Origin of the sequence: Clostridium sp. AM43-3BH, assembly GCF_003479985.1 — a bacterium.
Taxonomy (GTDB): domain Bacteria; phylum Bacillota; class Clostridia; order Lachnospirales; family Lachnospiraceae; genus Otoolea; species Otoolea fessa.
Genome location: NZ_QUIH01000004.1, coordinates 152,559 through 171,678, shown reverse-complemented (window position 1 = coordinate 171,678; position 19,120 = coordinate 152,559). Strand labels below are relative to the sequence as shown.

The 19,120-nt window shown below is 35.8% G+C and carries 15 protein-coding genes; all 15 read right to left on the bottom strand.

Features of this window, described 5'->3' with window-relative positions; translation table 11 throughout:
• Positions 1-26 precede the first annotated feature (26 nt).
• Complete coding sequence (gene iadA / locus DW931_RS08195; protein WP_118468201.1) at positions 27-1,175, bottom strand: beta-aspartyl-peptidase; 1,149 nt, start codon at positions 1,173-1,175, stop codon at positions 27-29.
• An 86-nt stretch (positions 1,176-1,261) separates the two neighbouring features.
• A complete protein-coding gene (gene yfcC, locus DW931_RS08190; RefSeq protein ID WP_118468203.1) occupies positions 1,262-2,782 on the bottom strand; it encodes a putative basic amino acid antiporter YfcC in 1,521 nt (506 codons plus the stop codon).
• Between the two features lie 167 nt (positions 2,783-2,949).
• Positions 2,950-3,072, bottom strand: coding sequence for a hypothetical protein (locus tag DW931_RS16380; protein WP_022360385.1), 123 nt, complete (start codon positions 3,070-3,072; stop codon positions 2,950-2,952).
• A 25-nt stretch (positions 3,073-3,097) separates the two neighbouring features.
• On the bottom strand, positions 3,098-3,361 hold the full coding sequence (locus DW931_RS08185) for an acylphosphatase (protein ID WP_182426641.1): 264 nt from the start codon (positions 3,359-3,361) through the stop codon (positions 3,098-3,100).
• A gap of 3 nt (positions 3,362-3,364) precedes the next feature.
• Positions 3,365-4,339 carry a Gfo/Idh/MocA family oxidoreductase gene (locus DW931_RS08180; protein WP_118468207.1) on the bottom strand — a complete coding sequence of 325 codons (975 nt, stop codon included), beginning with the start codon at positions 4,337-4,339 and terminating at the stop codon, positions 3,365-3,367.
• 25 nt (positions 4,340-4,364) lie between these two features.
• Positions 4,365-5,399: an alcohol dehydrogenase gene (locus DW931_RS08175; protein WP_118468209.1), complete on the bottom strand. Its 1,035-nt coding sequence runs from the start codon at positions 5,397-5,399 to the stop codon at positions 4,365-4,367.
• A 21-nt stretch (positions 5,400-5,420) separates the two neighbouring features.
• A complete protein-coding gene (locus DW931_RS08170; protein ID WP_118481957.1) occupies positions 5,421-5,777 on the bottom strand; it encodes a hypothetical protein in 357 nt (118 codons plus the stop codon).
• Positions 5,778-6,072: 295 nt separating this feature from the next.
• Entirely contained in the window at positions 6,073-6,336 is a 264-nt protein-coding gene (gene tnpB, locus DW931_RS08165) for an IS66 family insertion sequence element accessory protein TnpB (RefSeq protein ID WP_227589623.1), read from the bottom strand.
• Positions 6,337-7,442: 1,106 nt separating this feature from the next.
• Positions 7,443-13,244: a serine protease gene (locus DW931_RS08160; RefSeq protein ID WP_118468213.1), complete on the bottom strand. Its 5,802-nt coding sequence runs from the start codon at positions 13,242-13,244 to the stop codon at positions 7,443-7,445.
• A 13-nt stretch (positions 13,245-13,257) separates the two neighbouring features.
• Positions 13,258-14,460 (bottom strand): MBL fold metallo-hydrolase, encoded by a 1,203-nt coding sequence (locus tag DW931_RS08155; protein WP_118468214.1) that lies wholly within the window; start codon positions 14,458-14,460, stop codon positions 13,258-13,260.
• A 319-nt stretch (positions 14,461-14,779) separates the two neighbouring features.
• Positions 14,780-15,244, bottom strand: a complete 465-nt coding sequence (locus DW931_RS08150) for a hypothetical protein (RefSeq protein ID WP_227589622.1) — start codon at positions 15,242-15,244, stop codon at positions 14,780-14,782.
• A gap of 24 nt (positions 15,245-15,268) precedes the next feature.
• Entirely contained in the window at positions 15,269-15,463 is a 195-nt protein-coding gene (locus DW931_RS16215; protein WP_227589621.1) for a hypothetical protein, read from the bottom strand.
• 1 nt (position 15,464) lies between these two features.
• Positions 15,465-15,866 carry an ATPase gene (locus DW931_RS08145; RefSeq protein WP_118468216.1) on the bottom strand — a complete coding sequence of 134 codons (402 nt, stop codon included), beginning with the start codon at positions 15,864-15,866 and terminating at the stop codon, positions 15,465-15,467.
• The gene (locus tag DW931_RS08140) at positions 15,856-16,308 is read right to left on the bottom strand and encodes a DUF4869 domain-containing protein (RefSeq protein ID WP_118468218.1); all 453 of its coding nucleotides are present in this window, start codon (positions 16,306-16,308) and stop codon (positions 15,856-15,858) included. Before DW931_RS08140 ends, DW931_RS08145 begins: the two co-directional genes overlap by 11 nt.
• A gap of 52 nt (positions 16,309-16,360) precedes the next feature.
• The gene (locus DW931_RS08135; protein ID WP_118468220.1) at positions 16,361-19,111 is read right to left on the bottom strand and encodes an ATP-dependent RecD-like DNA helicase; all 2,751 of its coding nucleotides are present in this window, start codon (positions 19,109-19,111) and stop codon (positions 16,361-16,363) included.
• Positions 19,112-19,120 lie beyond the last annotated feature (9 nt).

Here is a 19,120-nt window from a genome sequence, read left to right as displayed (position 1 = left end):
CTGATGCTTCTCACATCTGATATCCTTTATTTTTTATAAACTGTATTCCCTTTTGCAATCACTTCAACAAGCTGAAGTTCCTGGTCGAGAATACAAAGATCCGCATCATAGCCCTCTTCAACCTTACCTTTTTCCTTAAGACAAAGAATATCTGCTGGATTCGATGTAATTGTAGAAATTGCTATTTCTAAAGGAATTTCTGTTTTAAATACACATTCCTTTACTTCCTTCAGAAGGCAGCTGGACTGTCCAACGCCCATTCCAAGGAATTTGCCATCACTACTGTACATCGGAAGGCTTCCCTGCCCGTCAGAAGAAATTGTTATGCGGTCAGGATTTACTCCTGCATCTAACATCCGTTTGATACCATTACATACACGTACCTCATCACAGATAGTTTCCCAATAGTCCATATCTTCATTTCCAGTAAAGTCTACTGCTCCGCCTTTCAGTGCATACTCAATCGACTTGCCAAAAAGCATCTCATTTCGATTGATATGTGTTGGCAGTATTTGAGTTGCCGGTATCTCTGTCTCATCGACTACTCGTTCAATCAGATCTAAGCATCTCGGACTATCGCCCAGATGAACATTTACAATGCCAGCTTTCCCGGAAAGAACACCACCAAGCCTTGTATCCGCAATGACACGTGCAAATTCCTCGAAAGTCGGCTGTGAAGAACGATGATCAGAGATCGCGATTTCTCCCGTTCCAATGATTTCCTGAATCATCATAATATCTTTCACAATACTGTCAGTCAACGTGCGGACCGGAATCTGATAACTTCCGGTATAACAGTATGCAGACATTCCCTGCTCATTCAATCCTTTTGTCTTTGCAACCAGTGCACACATATCACGACCGATTCCATCTGTTCCAAGGCAGCCAACAACGGTTGTCACTCCAAACTTCGTAAGTCCTTCCATGGTTGCTTCCGGAGTACGATTGGCGAATCCGCCTTCGCCACCGCCTCCGAGTACATGAACATGACTATCAATGAATCCCGGAGTTAAAAGTAGCCCCTCTCCATTGATCCTTTCTGCCTCAGAAAGAAATCCGTCTGCGGATATAGAACCCGCATCTTTAATCTTAACAATCTTATCATTGATTATAAGTACATCTTTTTTCCCCAGATGCTGTGGAGCATAAACATCAATATCCTGAATTAATTTCATCACAAATCACTCCCACTAAGACAAATTTGCTATTACTCGCCACCAAAAGAGGTGGGAGTCTTCTCGACTGAGATAAAATACATATTTTAGAATCCAATTCCAACTGCAACAAGAACTGTAATGATTGCACCAATCATTAAGACACCAAGGAATTTCCACATGAATTTAATCCAGTTAGACCACTCAATCTTTGCAATTGCAAGAGATCCAATCAAGCATCCGGATGTAGGAACAATCAGGTTTGTAAATGCATCACCAAGCTGGAATGCAACTACAGCTGTCTGACGCGAAACACCTAACAGGTCTGACAGCGGAGCCATGATAGGCATTGTGATGGCAGCCTGTCCTGTTCCGGATACAACGAAGAAGTTAAATACGGACTGGAACAGATACATAAGTACGGCTGCAACTGCTCCGGAAACTCCAGACAATGCATTTGAAATATTATACATAATTGTATTAATAACTGTAGGTGTTGTCGGATCAGAACCACCAAGAACCTGCATGATTCCCTGTGCCATAGCAACGACAAGGGCAGCACCGATCAGGTCTTTTGCTCCATCTTTGAAAGATGTTGCAATATCATTCAGTTTCATATCATTCAGTTTAAAGATAACTCCAAACACACCGGAAACAATTCCCATAATAAAGAACTGTGTTGCAATCTCCGGCATGTAGTATCCCTGAGTCATAACTCCCCAAACTACCCATACTACTGTAACAGCCAGTGTCAGAAGGACTAAAATGTGTCCAAGACCAAATGAATGTCCTTCGTCAATTCCTGTTGTTTCATTCTGCTCACGGAAATATGAATCCGTCTTATATGCGATTGAGATTGTCGGATTCTTTTTAATCTTTGATGCATAGAACATAGTCATTCCACAGCCGAGTGCTGTAAATACGACCCACATTACCATACGGAATCCTGCACCGGAGAATACGTCAATACCTGCAATACCCTGTGCAATGCCTACAGAGAACGGATTCATCCAAGATGAACCGAAACCAATCTGTGTGGCAACATAAGTAACAAGAACTGCGATAACTGAATCATATCCAACTGCTACAAACAACGGACAAAGAATCATAGTAAACGGAAGCGCTTCTTCTCCCATTCCGAAAACTGCTCCACCAAGAGAAAACAGTACGAAAAGTATCGGAATCAGTAGTTTTTCTGCTCCCTTGGCCTTACGGATCAATCCGATCAATCCAGATTCAATCGCACCTGTACGGATCATGATACCAAATGCACCACCTACTACCATAAGGAATGCGATAATCTCGATTGCAGAACTATTTACGATTCCGTTATACATATAGTTGAAGAATCCTGTTCCACCATCTCCGCTAAAGAGTGCTACTCCTTCTGTTACTACATTTCCTGCATCATCTGTCAGATACTGGAAACTTCCGTCCTTGATTACTGTACGGGTTTTCTCAACACCATTGATCATATATGAAATATCCTGTGTTTCGTAAAATCCCTTTGGTACAAGAAATGTCAGAAGTGCTGCGATAACGACTACTAAAAAGATAATAATGTAGGTATCTGGCACTTGGAATCCCTTGTTAAAGGACTTTAGCCCTTTTTCTTCTTTTTTGCTCATTTTTGAGTCTTCCTCCCATTTTTTGATGTACCATATTAGTGTACCATAGAATGCTAAAAAGCCAACTAAAAATTTACATGTTTTTTGTCATTTTCCTGTATTTTTATACACCCAAAAATGGAATTGGCTCTGGTAATGCAAATCATGACCACTGGCTTAGCCAGTGATTAGACTGCGCCTTCCGGAACCTGCGGAAAGGCCAGATCCTCAATCGTTCCATACTGAAGAGCCGCATTTCTCTCTTCCTCTGCCCAAAGTCTGCTTGGATGATTGGAAAAATTGATAAACATAGTAACATCCCCCTCATTTTTATCTCTATCTTATCTTAAATCCTCTTTCTTCTTCACAGGGAATCTCTGTGATCTCCATATCCGCCACGTTGATCCATCTCTGTTGCTGAATCCGATCTAACATTTCCCGAATGGAAGCTTCGCTTCCCTGCACTTCCATCTCCACTCTTCCGTCCCACAGGTTCTCCACCCAGCCGGCCAGGCCAAGGGACTGGGCGATATAAAAGGAGCGGTAGCGGAAGCCGACGCCCTGGACATCACCTGAAAAAAAGATGTGTTTTCGTACCATAATTTACATCTCCTCCGGATACTGAAATTCCCATTCTTTTCTGAATTCCGTCATCATACCCATCACATCTTTTGTATAATCCAAATGCATGCATTCTGCATCCCCACGGATGGCTTTCTCCATATCCGCCAGCTCATAGGCCAGCGCATCTGCATGCTCACCGGTCTGAATCACTTCCGTTTCTCCGGAATCTGTATAGGTGATTCTCGCTTCCCAGGCTCTCGGATATTCCATGATTTCTATATATCCCTTTTCACAGGATACCATGCCTCTTTTCGGCTGCTTGGAATGCAGCGACAACATGACAGATGCCATCTGGCCTTCCTGATTCATCAGCAGCAATCCTGCCTGTTCATCCACTCCTGTAGGTGCCGGTTTTACCTGGGATAAAAGCTGATCCGGCTTGGAATCCATAAACCAACGGATAAAGGAAAGCGCGTACACCCCGATATCCAGCATGGCACCTCCTGCCAGGTTTTTATTAAAAAAGCGGTTGTTCATATCATATTCTTTGAAGCTTCCAAAATTCATAGTAATCAGATTCACCTTTCCAAGTTTCCCTGACTCAAGAATTTCCTTCAGTTTTTTATAAATCGGCATATGATAAATCGTCATGGCCTCACCTATGACAACACCCTTTTTATCCGCCAGAGCAATTGCCTCATCCAGTTCCCGGCTGTTTAAGGTGATAGATTTTTCGACCAGAATGTGCTTTCCATTCTCAATTGCCCTGCGCATAAAATTAATATGGGTATTATGGGGAGTTGTGATATAGATTACATCAATATCCGGGTCTGTAAACATGTCATTATAATTATCATATACCTTTTTTATCCCATATTTTTCTGCAAATGCAACCGCTTTCTCATGGGTTCTGTTACCCACCGCATCGATGTTTCGCCCGTTTTTCTTTAAGGCCACGGCCATTTCATTTGCAATCACTCCGGTTCCAAGAACTGCCCATCTGATGTTCTGCATGTATCTCTTACCTTTCTTTATCCAACTAGCACTCCACCGCTACCTTAATCACTCCATCTTTCTTGTTCTCAAAAAGCTCGTATGCATCTTCGATCCGGCTAAGCGGATAGGTATGGGTAATAAGCGGTTCCGTATCGATCTTGCCCTCTGCAATGAGGCGAAGCGTCTCCTCACAGTCGCATCCATCTACACCGCCGATTTTAAAGGTAAGATTCTTGCCATACATATCCGGAAGCGGCAGCGTCTGGGCTTCGTCATAGAGCGCTACCACCGTGACGATTGCATTAGGCCTTGCACATTCCCAGGCTAACCGGAAAGTAGAGGATGCTCCTGCCACCTCAAGAACCACATCGGCTCCGTCATGATCACTGTTTTTCTGAACATATTCCAGACATTCCTCCGGTAAAACGGTGTATACATCCGGATAGTGCTCCTTTATAAAGCGGACGCGGTTTTCATCTTTCTCGCAGACAATAATTCGTTTCGGTTTCTTTAACATTACGCAGAGAAGGGTACAGATACCCGTCGGACCGGCACCGATGATCAGAACTGTATCTTTCTCCGTGATCTCAGAGATTCTCGACGCCCAATAACCGGTCGCCAGCACATCTCCCACAAACAGTGCCTGCCGGTCTGTCACTCCATCCGGAATCTTATTTAATCCCTGATCTGCAAATGGAACCCGCACATATTCGGCCTGTCCGCCATCGATACGGCATCCCAGGGCCCAGCCGCCATTCTCGTCCGTACAGTTATTTACATATCCATTTTTACAGAAAAAGCATTCACCGCAGAAGGTCTCTACGTTTACAGTGACCCTGTCCCCCGGCTTCACATGGGTCACCGCTGCCCCAACTTCTTTCACAATTCCTACCATCTCATGGCCGACTGTAATTCCAGGGACCGCCCGCGGCACACTTCCGTGTTTGATATGCAGATCACTGGAACAGATGCTGGCCAGTGTTACCTTTACAATCGCATCCCGTTCGTGCATAAGCACCGGTTTTGGTTTTTCCACTAATTCAAACTTTCCCTTAGAAATATATGTATATGCCTGCATTGCTTAACCCCCTTCTTTCTATTATTCATACTGAATCCTATTATAGGCGAAACCTGGGGTTATTAGCAAGATTTGCCGTAAAAAACATGCTTCTGCTTCATTGAAACATTCCGCGTACATGATGGCTAGTTCCAACTGCTGGCAGGCTCCGGTATCATATGTCATTTTTTCAGAAGAACGTCCAAAGCGAGTTGCCTGCGCAAGGTTCCATTTTTCAAGGATCACCTGCATCTGCTGGTTTGTCCGTTTCAACTCATCCGTAAGAACAGCCAGCTGGCTACGTAATTCTTTTTCCTGCTCCATGCTTTCAAGCAAGAGCTGCAGGATATCTCTTTTATTCAGTTTTGCCAGCTGTTCTTTTGATAACGCAAGTGCCATACGGACGATCAGTCTCCTTCGCTTTTATGGATCCAGTATAACAGAAGAAGCGAAAAAACACAAAAATCAGACCGATATCTTTTCGGTATTTTGACGGTGGAAAACTCCTGCTCCAAAAGCAGTTCTTTCTGTAGAGAATACCTTCCAGGCTGCCTGAAAACAGGTGGATCCGGCTTACTTTTCATGTAGCAGAGAAGACTGTCCACAATTCATGTTAAGCGGATAAAAAACAGAACTTTTTATCCCCATACAGGCTTTCGAATCAAACAGAAAACTTCTCTGTTTTGTACCAAAGTCACACTGGATGTTTTGGATCGATCTTATGGACAGATGGAGCTATGGAGTATCCGCTCATGAGCAGATGATACTGCTCCGAAGTGATGTTCCGGGCTTCCGCTTCCGATCGGGGCCATTGAAAAGTTCCCGCCTCCAGCCGCTTATAAATAAGCAGGAAGCCGTCTTCCTCCCAGACCAGCCCTTTGATCTTCCGGTTACTGGAACCACAGAAGAATTTGAGCGTTAACATTTCATTTGGATCAGCTGTTACAGACCTCTGCACAGGGAACTGCTTTGGCTGCGTTACTTCAGCAAAGCCGCTTTCTACAAGCAGGGCCTCTTTCACTTTGCGGAGCCAGTAATAATAAGAGTCTCATGAAAGCTGATGCTGTGCACAATAATCTTTGACAGACAGACCAGATTCGTTGCGCTCCTGAATAATAGCAGCCCAGTTTTTTACACGGATCTGTGCTGTGGCAAGTTTGGTGTTCATAATTGACCTCCTAGTGTGAAAAATGGGAAAAGTGTATTGTACAACTTTTCCAACATTATCTCAAACTTGGAGGTGTAGTTCTAGAGATGTGTGGTTTACTATTTACGATCGAAATGTTCCAAGACAAACTCAAACCAGATAAATAAGCACGACAAAAGCCCTTAGCTATGAGTTTTATACCCACAGCTAAGGGCTTTTTAGATAAATATGGATTTATTTGTTGCACAACCACCTGTCAATCATTCTCTAACCCTAAAACCACTGGATTACAAGAATAATGGCTCTCATGCAACCGTTATCAAATTGTTATCAAAAGACTTTTAAAAGTGCTGCAAACCCGCATAAACGCTGGATTTACTAAACATTTTTGTTTATTCAAACTCAATATGTCCCAGGTCGCACTTAACTTATTTTGTTTAAGTTTTAGTCTTATATGGGGCATATTTATATATCAATTACACTATTTATTTTGACCTACTGAATGGTTGTTGCCAAACTGTTGCCACGAGGATATTATAGTGTGGATGAGGATGAAATGCAACTGAATTATTTAGAAATTATCTGTTATCTTTACCCATTGGTATGACGTTAATGCAAAAGCATTATCACCAATTTTCGCCTTAAACCTATTGAATTAAATAGATTTAGAATTAGAATTATTCGTTTACTATCACATGCTAAACAAATCCGCTAGCATTCCTATATCAATCAAGGTCAGCGTCAAGACATCTTCTTCATATGTAAAGCTTGCTTCACACCGCTTACACGGCAAGATCTTGACAAATGAAGCCAATATAAGTTTATGTCACCTAAGCAGAATTAAGTTGGTTTCTAACATCCGGAATATCGGTTTCCAATTTTCCAGAATTGTGGTTTCTTGAATCAAGAATATTCATTTACCTTTGTAAACTTATCTTTTCAATAATTTTTCTCATCCTTATTCCTTGTTCGAAACTAAAACCCGTAATACATCTTCGAAGTATATACATCGAGCTCCTTGACAGTTCAATATGAATACCTTGATTTAAAATTTCCTCCCATAATTCAAGATAGCTATTAACAATTTGATTTGGCTTTTCTTTATTTACAACACACACATAATACTCCATAACACTTAGGAGTTCCTTTTCCTCATCTACTCCTTCTTTTTCTTTTTTACAATGTTCTATTATCCATTCTTTTATTAACAATAAATATGTTTGTAAATCCTCGCCTTCAAAAAAATACATTTTTTTACAAATACTTACTATCTCATTACCACTTGCATGTTGTAAATTGGTTAAACTAAAATACTCAGTTATCTCTTGTTCTATTCCAGCTTTTTCTTCTTGTGAGATGACATTATTTTTAAAATTATCAAGGAATCCCATACTATCATTTAGCTGTAACAACCAATTTGACAATTCTTGTAAAGTATACTTTAGCCTCTTGCTTTCATTTAATTGAGTAATTTGTGTTAGTACAATATCTGAAAAATAATTTGCAACAACAAGAGAATCTTTTTCTGTAAAAGTCAAATAAGTCTCACTTCTCCTAAAATAATTATATATGTATATAATCAATTGACAAAATATATTAAGGACATTTTTGTCACTATCTTGTAACCATTGATTCCCCCTTTTAAATACATCATCCTCTGAATTATTCGCTAGTACATTCTCAAATAATTCTATACTATCCGGAAATAAATCTTCTATGGAAAACAATTGAGTTTCATTTTCCAACATATAACGAATGATGTATACAATATAATCTTCTCTCGATTTTATTTCTGACACAACCTTATCAACTATCTCTCCCCAATTTTTGCGATTTAGATTTCTCTGGCATTCTTTCATATCTAAATCCGTAATAAAGCTACTCAGAGAGAGCAATCCTTTTGTTCTCAACAGAGCATCTTGACAGAGTAACATTGCTTGATCAATTCTAAAGTAATATATTCTCTTATTTCTAGCATCGTCAATGTATTCAATCCTAAACCCTTGGTGAAACAACTCATTTACAATGAATGTTATTGTATATTCTCTCTTCGTTGTTTCGTTTGTTCTTATGATACTACAATCAATTCCCTGTTTCATTGCATCCTCAAGCCATTGATTAAAATGTTCTCGTAGAATAAAATCTTTTTCTCCTAAATAAACAAAATTATCCTCAAATTTTTCTATTATTGGTGCTATTGATGCATTTTTTCTGATCAGATTTCTATAGTATTCTGGCATATCAGCTGTTACAGATAAAACTAACATTCCAATCCCAATATCTTTATATGGAGTGCCACTTTCATGTCTATATACTTCACTTATAAGATTAGCTAATGATTGTATTAGTCTATCCTCTAAACCATTTTTCCATTGATTATTTTTGCTAAACCAGTTAAATAACCAACTATAATATTCTTTCCTATATGAATTACCCGGAATTTCACAAAAACCTGAAAACAAGAAATTTGAAAGTTCTAACTCATAATAATTTTGATTACCACTGTCAACACTCTCGTTCATCACTGTGCGATATGAAAAGACAGAATAATTAGCTAATAACCAATCTGATACTTGGCATTTCCATAACTCACCTCGTTCAGTACACCATACATATTTCATAAGCTTTGTTAATTCTCTTTGCAGGTTATACATGTATCCGGCAGATTCTGGCATTACACCCTGATGTATCATATCATCATCTAATTTGCTTTCTGATGCCGTTATATAAACCAAATAATCACACATTATAGAGAGTTCTTCTGGAATCTCTTGACTAACATCCTTTCCATCTGGCACTTGTTCCAATAACAATTTCATATATTCAAATGGCGGAACAATATATGCATAACCTTCATTAAACATTTGTGTAATAACATTAATATACTTCTCATCCGAAATAATTCTTTGCTCATGTAGTAACTCTACAATATCAGTAACGGAATAGATAAAACAATCATTAAAATTATTGTAACTATTTGCCCATCTATCATCACAAACAAGTATATGGCTATTTAAAGATGCATAGTGAAATAAATCCAGAAAATCATTAGTAAATATTTCATTCTTTCTTTTATGTTCATCTTCGTAGAAGCCATAATAACCAATATATCCAGCTTCTTTATTCTCTTGAATATCGTTTTTTAAATCTTCCAAAAAAACATAAGCTTCCTTTGCCAATTCGACTCGCTTCATTTCACTCTCAATATTATCAAAAATATTGCTAATTACATGAATATTACATTTATGCGAAATAACTGACACTCCATCCATTTCGAACATTTCTCGCAAAAAATTTTCACCAACTAAAATAGGCAACTTTCCATTATAGCCAACAAGTGTATCAATTAATTCATTTCCTTCTCTTAGTTTTCTACCTCCCTTATATTTATTTTTAAATTCACTATTAATATCTCCTCTCTTTTCTAAAATGGCTAATAATTCATAGGGCGAAATAACATCATTTCTCATTTCGTCTGTTATTTTATATGACTCTTCTAATAAATCAGATATAAAATTATCAGAAACTAAAATCAAATTATTACACTTTGCAAGCTCATACGGAACAATATCACCCAGATTAATTCCAGTTTCAACCCAGTTTTTCAAATCGTTTTGTGAAGGTAATTCAATGTAATTAAGCGTTTTTCTTCTCCATGTAGCCACCATTTTTTCCTTTGCTGCTAACATATCAGGTTGACTTGGCAAACATTTATTTTGTTCTGAAGCAATAATATTGCTAATATTTCCCGATATAACTATTGGGTTCCAACACGATTTAATATCATCTAATATCTCAAAATGTTTCAAATGAATTAACGAAGAGAAATCAATAGTTATTGCTTGTCCCAATGTTTTCTTTATTTCTTCAATTGAAGCATGATGCCCTCCGAACGTTGTTAATAACAATTGTTTTCCTACTGAATTATTAATATTGTTACTCCATAACTGCTGACAATACAATGTATAACTAGCATTCCCTGAGTGGTCAAAGAATAAGTGATATGGGAATTGACACTTCATATACATTTCATATCGTTTTTTACTTTCTTCCTCAACTTTCTCAATCCATTCCTTAGCTTCTTTAAAAGTCAATGTTCTAAAGCAATCCACTTTGTCTAAAGCTTGTAGTTTAACAAATAATTTGGATGCACTATCACTCTTTCCAATTGAATAGAGGAAATTCATTGCCCACATCATTACATTAGGATCGTTATCCGATTGTATCAACGCTTTTTTTACATATTTCTCAGACTCGCTAACACTAATTCTTTTATTGAATTCCGCATACATCTGATATACTTCAACATTTTTTATTCCCTTTTTAATGCCGTCTCTTAAAGTGTAAATTGCCTCTTGTTCCTGAACATTCAAATAATAACATTCCGCCAGCAAAAAAAGTATTTTAGGAGACACTTCTTTACTCCATAAGTTTTCACCTTTTTCTATCGCTTCACTATATTTTCTCAAAATTTTAAGTGCCTGAACTTCATAAAACAAGACCTCTTTTGTAAGACATTCTTCCTGTCCAGATTTTCTAAGCTCGCATACCTTATTCAAACATTCTTCTTGTCTATTTTGTAATGCAAGATATCTTACTATTTTTATGTTTGCCATAGGATTATGAAATTTTTTTAACCAATCGTTGCAATAATATTCAGCATTCTTCCAATCCTGATTTTTTTCATAACAATTAATAAGATTTATCAAATCTATTTCTAGATTTGTTTGCTGATATAATGACAATGCATGATTTATGAGCTTTTCATTTTCCCCAAGCGCCTCTAAAATCATTCCGTCAATTCTCTCTTTTGTAGTTAAATCCATGTCGAATTTATCTAAACTATCTTGCATTTGGCTCAACTCTTTTGAATCATCACAGCATCGTACCGCCAGTTCAAACCAATGACTCATCATGTGCATCTCTTCAAATTTAAAACGATACTCTTTTAACTTTTTATATGCTGACACATAATCCTTTTTGTTCATGAACAAATACACACAAGAAATCATTGATTCAATATTGTTTCCTTTTTTTTGAACAATCTCTGTTGGGTTAAAATCTTTTCTAAGTGGTATTTCCTTTCCAGTAACGCAAAAGAAAATAACTGCTTGACACTGATATGGTTCTAATTCCATTAGTTTAGAGGCAATTTTATAACCTTCTTCTCTATATTCATCAGATATCGAAAGTGTATTCAACCATACAGCTAATATCTGTTTCTGTAATTCCGTGTTTTCTGCAATTTCAGCCAGTTCATATGCTTTTTGATATAAAGACACTATTTCATCGACTTTTTGCTTCAATTCGCTATTTAGCAAAAGCATTGAATTTACATACATAGAAGGCAACAGACTATCTCCATATATCATATTTGACGGAAGTAACTCCCAATACAAAATTACTCCTTCCATCATAATATGAAGTGGCATATCCTTATCTTCTTCATTTGCCTTCTTCATATACTGATGCGCTAATGCATAATCTCCGTCCAAGATACATATTAAGGACATCAAATAGTAAGTCCCATCATTAGCCAAGTGTTTACTACTTTCAAAAACTTCATACGCATCTTCAATTTCGATATTATATACACATAGTTGTATGTATGTATTTAATATAGATACATTATCAATTGGATAGAGCTCTTTCTTGACTTCAACAACATTTCCCTCTTTAAAGAGTTTTTTCGCATTATAATTTCTACAATCATAATCCGGGTTTATTTCCAAAGCTTTCTTGATATATTTTTGTGCATTGCCACTATCCTCATAATCATCAAGATACCAACATGCTTGTAAATAATATAAACGTGATAGCATTTTAGATGGTTTACTTTTACTTCCTCTCACCATCGCTGTCAACTCTCGCAATTCATCCCAGGCCTTTTTTATATTGCCCTTATTCTTAATTGAGAAAATACTTTTCAATTTAATTTCAATTGATTTTTCATAATCTTCAATAGCACCATCTAATTCACAGTAATCCGCAACGTATTTTTCTTTGTAATTCTTTTTTCTTTCATCATAATAACAACCATCTTCACGATACTCCTTTGGTTGTTGCATCTTTCTTAATTCATCTTGTAATTCCGCGTACTTTATTGATAAATACTGAATTCTAACATTGTCGAGCAAATTTTGTATTCTTTTAATACTAATCATTTTTACATCGACAGCTTTTCGGTTATTACCTATTGATTCTATTCCCTGCTCAATCAATATTCCTATCACATTGTTTCTATAAACAACTGGACTTCCAGACATTCCTGCAAAGTTTTCTATTCGAATTTTAGGATCAATTACTAACGTCACATCACCATCATTGACTACATTTTCACTCAAATAGTCATTGATAAATATATTAATAGGATATCCCTCATCCCCTTTTACATGAGGATATCCATACGCTATAAGTTTTTCTTCTTGACTAATGTGATCTTCATAACAAGATATACCCAATGGTTCAATTTGAATTTCATTATCCAATCTTAAAACTGATACAGGATAATCTTCTTCATATGATACAATAGATGCCTTTATATTTATTTCATCTTGACCAGGAATATTTTTAAAGGCAAGTTTTATATCCTCTCCATTTTCAATTGCATCCTCAACACAATGTGTCATCGTTAGTGCTAATATGTTGCTAATTAGAAATGCTGTACCTTGTTCTTTTCCACAGATGAGTAAAGCTACAGCAGATTTTAAATTATCCATTTCAGTTCACCTTCTACAGATATATTTTCTGCCCTTCCCCTAAATAAACAAACTCTATATCATTCATTCCATAAATTTTCTTTTCAAAATCTGCAACTTTGTCAATTTTATAATTAAAATATATTCTCTTAACATACTCTGTTCTCTTACATGCAATCTTTGCCAATGTTTCTATATCAGGATGATTATACTTTTCTGAATTTGTTGAAACCAAATATGTATCGGATTCTATACATTCAACAAAATCATCACTAATATTATTTGCGGAACCATGATGTGGTAATTTTACTAATGAATACCCCCTGTCTTCTTGTGATAAATACTCTAGAACATCATCAGCTATATTGTCCGCCAAAAACAAGAGCTTCTTATTTCTATATCTAATTATTACTGAAATAGAAGACCTATTCGTAATAGAATTATCTTCACTCATTGGTTCCCTAGAAATTTCTTCAATAGTCATTTCTTCTGTATTATGGTTCGAGTAACATATCTTTTCATTATTTCCATTTCCATCTGTTGGCATACAACGACAATAGTATTCGAAAGCGTCATCAAATAACTTATCTTCCGAAAATACAAATGAGTATTTTGATTTCTTTAAATCTATCTTCCATTTCTTACCAAGTTTCTCTAAGTCAGAAATATTGGGTTTTAATACTGATATAAAACATTCTTTTCCAAACTGATAATTTATTCCATTATTAATGATAGCCTGCCCTTCAGATTGTTCATTCCAATGATAGTAGCCTTCAAATATTAACCCAGCAAGTGTTGTTCCCTGTATTGCACTAATCGGACTACTCTTACCAACATTGTAATTTAAGGAAACTTCCCCATTAGCAATAATCTTATTCAATATATTTTTTTCAGATTTACCTAACGTCTGATTTTTATCAAACTGTAAATGCCTGTAACTATTATGCCATATATTTTTAATTCTGATTATTTTGGAATCCATATCTGAGCCATTTTCCTTAAGCAGCTCAATTATTCCTCCTATATGATCGTTATCAATATGTGTAACAATTAATAAGTCAATTTCCTTTCCTTCATTTCTTAACTGTATCAAACGAGTTTTTAAATAATTTCTATATGTCTCTGCAGTTCCACCATCTATAAGTATATGTATATCTTCTTTTTCAATTGTAATTAATATACAGTCCCCCTCATTCGCTGGTAATACTTCTATTTCTATTTCACTTTTCTTATACATATATAAATTTCCTCTAGATAATAATCACATGAAATGCAATATCTCATACTTGCAAACAAATACTACAATCCGTGTAATTACTATTGTTGCTATAATTTGTTTCACTTTATATTGATGTATTGACTCTAATCTTCTTTATAAAGTATACCTCCATATATATCAAATTAAAAACTTCAGTCTTCTTCCATAGATAGTGACAAAGCTCCCCCTCTGCACTCTTTTCAATGCTTCATAAAGAAGGTACTTCTCTGATTTCATTGCATCTTCTTTTGTTACTGGACCCAAAATCAAAACTACATTTTTCAAAGTACGCCTATCATCAACAACTACTACAGATAGCCTTTATTTTCCTCTGTACTTCCTCCGACTCTATCAACGCCCTCATCTTCTCACTTCCATCCTCAACCTCTGGCTTTCCACACCTAAGACTATCCATATGTTCAGATACACAACAATCCTTATACCAGCATTCACCCATAAGCTGCCCCTTAACAGACCACTTCTCGTTTTGTATAAATTCACCTACCAACGTTTTCATCACTCGTTCTGTAGAATATCTCTTAAATCCAAACAAATACTGCATTGTCTTCTGATTCTCAATCTTCGACAAATCTATTCTGTGATCTTCTATTGCTGCAAGAATATCTTCGCGCATTTTTATCTTATCCGTCTTACCGGTTCCAGTCCAAGACACCAACTTATCGAATGCCAATATAAAGTATTCAAAGCAAATCATATCAAGAATAATAATCTTTGCTTCTGACTTTTCCACTAATTGTTTCAACTGGCGATACTTATTTCCAATATCCTAATTATCTGGCACATAGTCAAATGCTATGTAATATTCATCTTCTTCCTTTGCATTCAATGATGTCAAGGAATACAAGACGCCTTGGTTACTCTCTTTACTTTCAACTACAAGTGCATTATCAAAGAAAAGCTGATTGACTAACTTCCAGAAGTGGAGTCCAGCACCTGTGTCCTCTGTCCATAAATACTTCATATCACAACTCCTCTTCTAAAGTAATCCTATTACTCTTAAACTTCATTACCTTAAAACTCTTATCTGAGACGTTCAGTCCATCGCAATTTCTTAGGAATAACATATACTGATTCGAAAATTCAAAATTGATGAATCGCCTTACCTCGTCATCCATCAAAATATCAGCATTATCAATAACAACAAAATTGTTTCTGCACTGTTTCAATTTCTCTAATACATCCTCAGATTTATAATTGAATAGTTTAATTGCATTATATTCTTCGGTTTGCTTCAAGTCCTCCAACATGTCATAAAGTACCGTCTTTCCAGTACCACTATCTCCGCCAACAAGAGTAATACGATCTTCGAACACCAAATCATATGAAAAAGGATCTGCTTGAAATGCTATTTTATTATAAATCATTCGCCTCTCTCCTTTCATATTCCTTACTCCACCACGCATTGTATCCAGCACTTCCTGTCACAACATCCGTATCATTAAATCTAATAATTGCATCATCCGGAATATCTGCAAGAGATGGTCGTGACATATAAATCTTTATTTTATCCATGGCAAATATCACCTTAAGCACATTCGGTCCACATTCCTCTACGCACACCACTTTTTCGGGATGCTTTACTATATTGAGCAATGTCTTACATCCAGAAGAAAGATTACGGATAGTTCCCAATCCATACTTGGTTTCTATATGCTTGTCTGGTTTCAATTTTGCATCATCGATTTGCTTAATTAATGCTACTTCATTATCAGACATTTCTTCATTACTTGTATTTAAATTAAAGAATAAATCATTCTTGATAATCCAATCTTTTGTATCCTTTTTTTCTGTGTATATATCAATCATTCGGTGTCACTCCTTTAACAAATTATATTCTTGATTATTTACACTGACTCACTTATGAGGACAATTTATTCTTCAATTTCAATCCAGCATGTCCTGCAAATAATTGTGCCTGCTGCAAGCCTACATTACTTTTTACAAACTTCTCTGCCAGTTTATTCTGTGTTTCTTTACTCATATATATTTTAAGCCTATCTGTTGTCCTTGTAATTGCAGTATAGAAAATATTATGTGATATTCTTTCGTCAACATCCTCTGTAATTACAACCTTCACAGATTCATATTCCAAACCCTGTGCTTTATGTATAGATACCGCATAAGCAATTTGAAATGGTACGATTTCTTCAGAATAATCAGCATCAGAATCACGCTCAACTCGCCTTTTCACATTAAACTCAACAATGGATTTATCATCATAAGCACACTCAACAAGTTTAATACCTGCAAAACCAGCCTCTGTCTTATCAATAACTTTATCAACCAATACTTGAAATACTATTTCATCCGTTTTCTTGTCAATTGATAGTATACGGCCTTTCAAATTGTTATATAAGACGTTTCCAAATCTTCTACTCTCATTGAACAAAACTTTATCTCCGATCTTATATGTCCAATTCCCCCATTCAATCGGCTTAGACGGGTTGATTTTCTGCATATATCTATTAATATTATTGACTCCATACAATCCATCATATCCTAAACATAAAATGATTTCCTCATCATCTTTTTCAAAAATAGATTCATTTAAAGTTGATATAAATCCATTTGCTTGTAGTCTTTCAAACATATTTTCATCAAATTTCCTCACGCAAGTCCACATATCAAGCAAAATTGCTTTATCCTTTGCCCTGTACGGAGTTGATAGCTCATAAACAGATTTTTTATCAACAAAATATCTTGCAAAACTAAACCAATTTCCAAACTTTATTGCTTCTATCTGGTATATATCTCCAAGAAGTAAATATGCTTCCGCATTACACTTTTCAAACAGATTAAAAACATCTTCATTACATACTGTACTACACTCGTCCAAAATAACCAGATCATACCTTTTCCAGCTATATCCATTTTTCAAATAGTCATATACTGTGTAGCAATCACAAGAAGAATTTATTCTTCTCTCCAAATTATTTTTCGCAGCATTTGTGTTAGCAAGCAAAAGAATATTCTTATCATCAAATAATTTCGCAATATACTCTGCTACTCTTGTTTTACCTGTTCCTGCTGCACCATAAACCATTCCTAATCTAGAATTTATAAAGATATTTTCTAATATTTTTTGCTTTTCAACATCATCAATTTCATTCATAAATTCTGCTTTGTCTGCAAGCATATCAGAATAACCATCGACAGCTTCCGAAGTATATTGCTGTAACTTTTCTATAACAGATTTGGTTATCTCATAATAATTCTTAACATACAAATGGTTTGTAAATGTCTCAATTTTTCTAAGTTGCTGTTTCGTGCTTTCATACAAGTTTTGATTAAATTTCTCCACCTCATACTGATAATAATCCAATTGATTTTCATCCACCGTTACATATAATGTATTACTATCATATGCTTCTCTATTGACCATTGCCGACACATATTGATGTTCGCAATTATATATCTCTAAACATTTATTCAATCTTGATTTTAGTAAATTATGTCCACATAAACTTGAAGCATACGGCATTTCATCAAATGGTATTGCCTCATTCTTCAGATATAAATACGATAGACGATTATTTGAACGATCCGACAACTGGTCTCTAATTACATCATTCTTCAAATAAGCGGTGATGTATCTTAAAATGTTACTTCCTGGTTTTTCACCAATGATAATCTCTCTTATTTTATCAAAAGTTTCTTCCAATTCAGGTTTCTTACTCAGTTCCACTTGCTGAATATAAATCTCATAGTCCCCCTCATCTGCCAAAAGAATGTCCATCAGATTCATTCCAGTTCTACTAAGAAATTTCATCAATGCTTTGTAATACAAATCATCAGATCTTACTTTAATTTCATATCCACATATTGCAGCTAACTTCTCCAATTCGCACGGACGTATAGAAACATTCCAAGCAATGAGGCACTTTATGTCAATATCAACTCCGTTAAAATCTACATTTGCTTGAGCGAAATCACATTGAATAGAATAATTATCCGGAATATCATTAAATGAATATGCAACAAATCGATCAAATTTAGTTATTTCTTCCTGTGCATATGACAGTGTATATTCAAAAAAGCCTTTTCCATTTACCGTTCGGTATTTTTTCCTTGTAATGTAATATCTATCGTTAGTATGTTTTGTGCCATATTCCAAATGTATACCCTTTAATGCAAAATAAATTTTTTCATAATATGGATCTAATTCAGAATTCTTCTCCTGCGGATACTCGTCGAGATTACTCATCAGAACTAATCCAAACTTTTCTCTCATCTGATCTCTTAACTGATATAATTGAGATAAATAACCATCCATTAAACGAATAGCCCCATCCTCTGCAGGTACATAATGAGATGTCGTAATCTGGAGTGAATGATGTAAATTCCATATATATCCATATTCATTATTCTCTTTGAGCGGTTTCATATATTGGGTATACCATTTATCTTTTCCTCTAATTGGTACTTGTTTATTAGGATTTTCATGAGCATATATACGTGCTGCAATATGTTCTAAATAAGTGCGAAAAAATTGAATTACATAGTCTGCAACTTTTTGAGAATCTTGCAATACTTTATAGTCATCAATTATTCCACAGATTTTTGAATCAATATTATATATACTCTTTTCAATAATATCTATGTAATCCAATTTAACTCC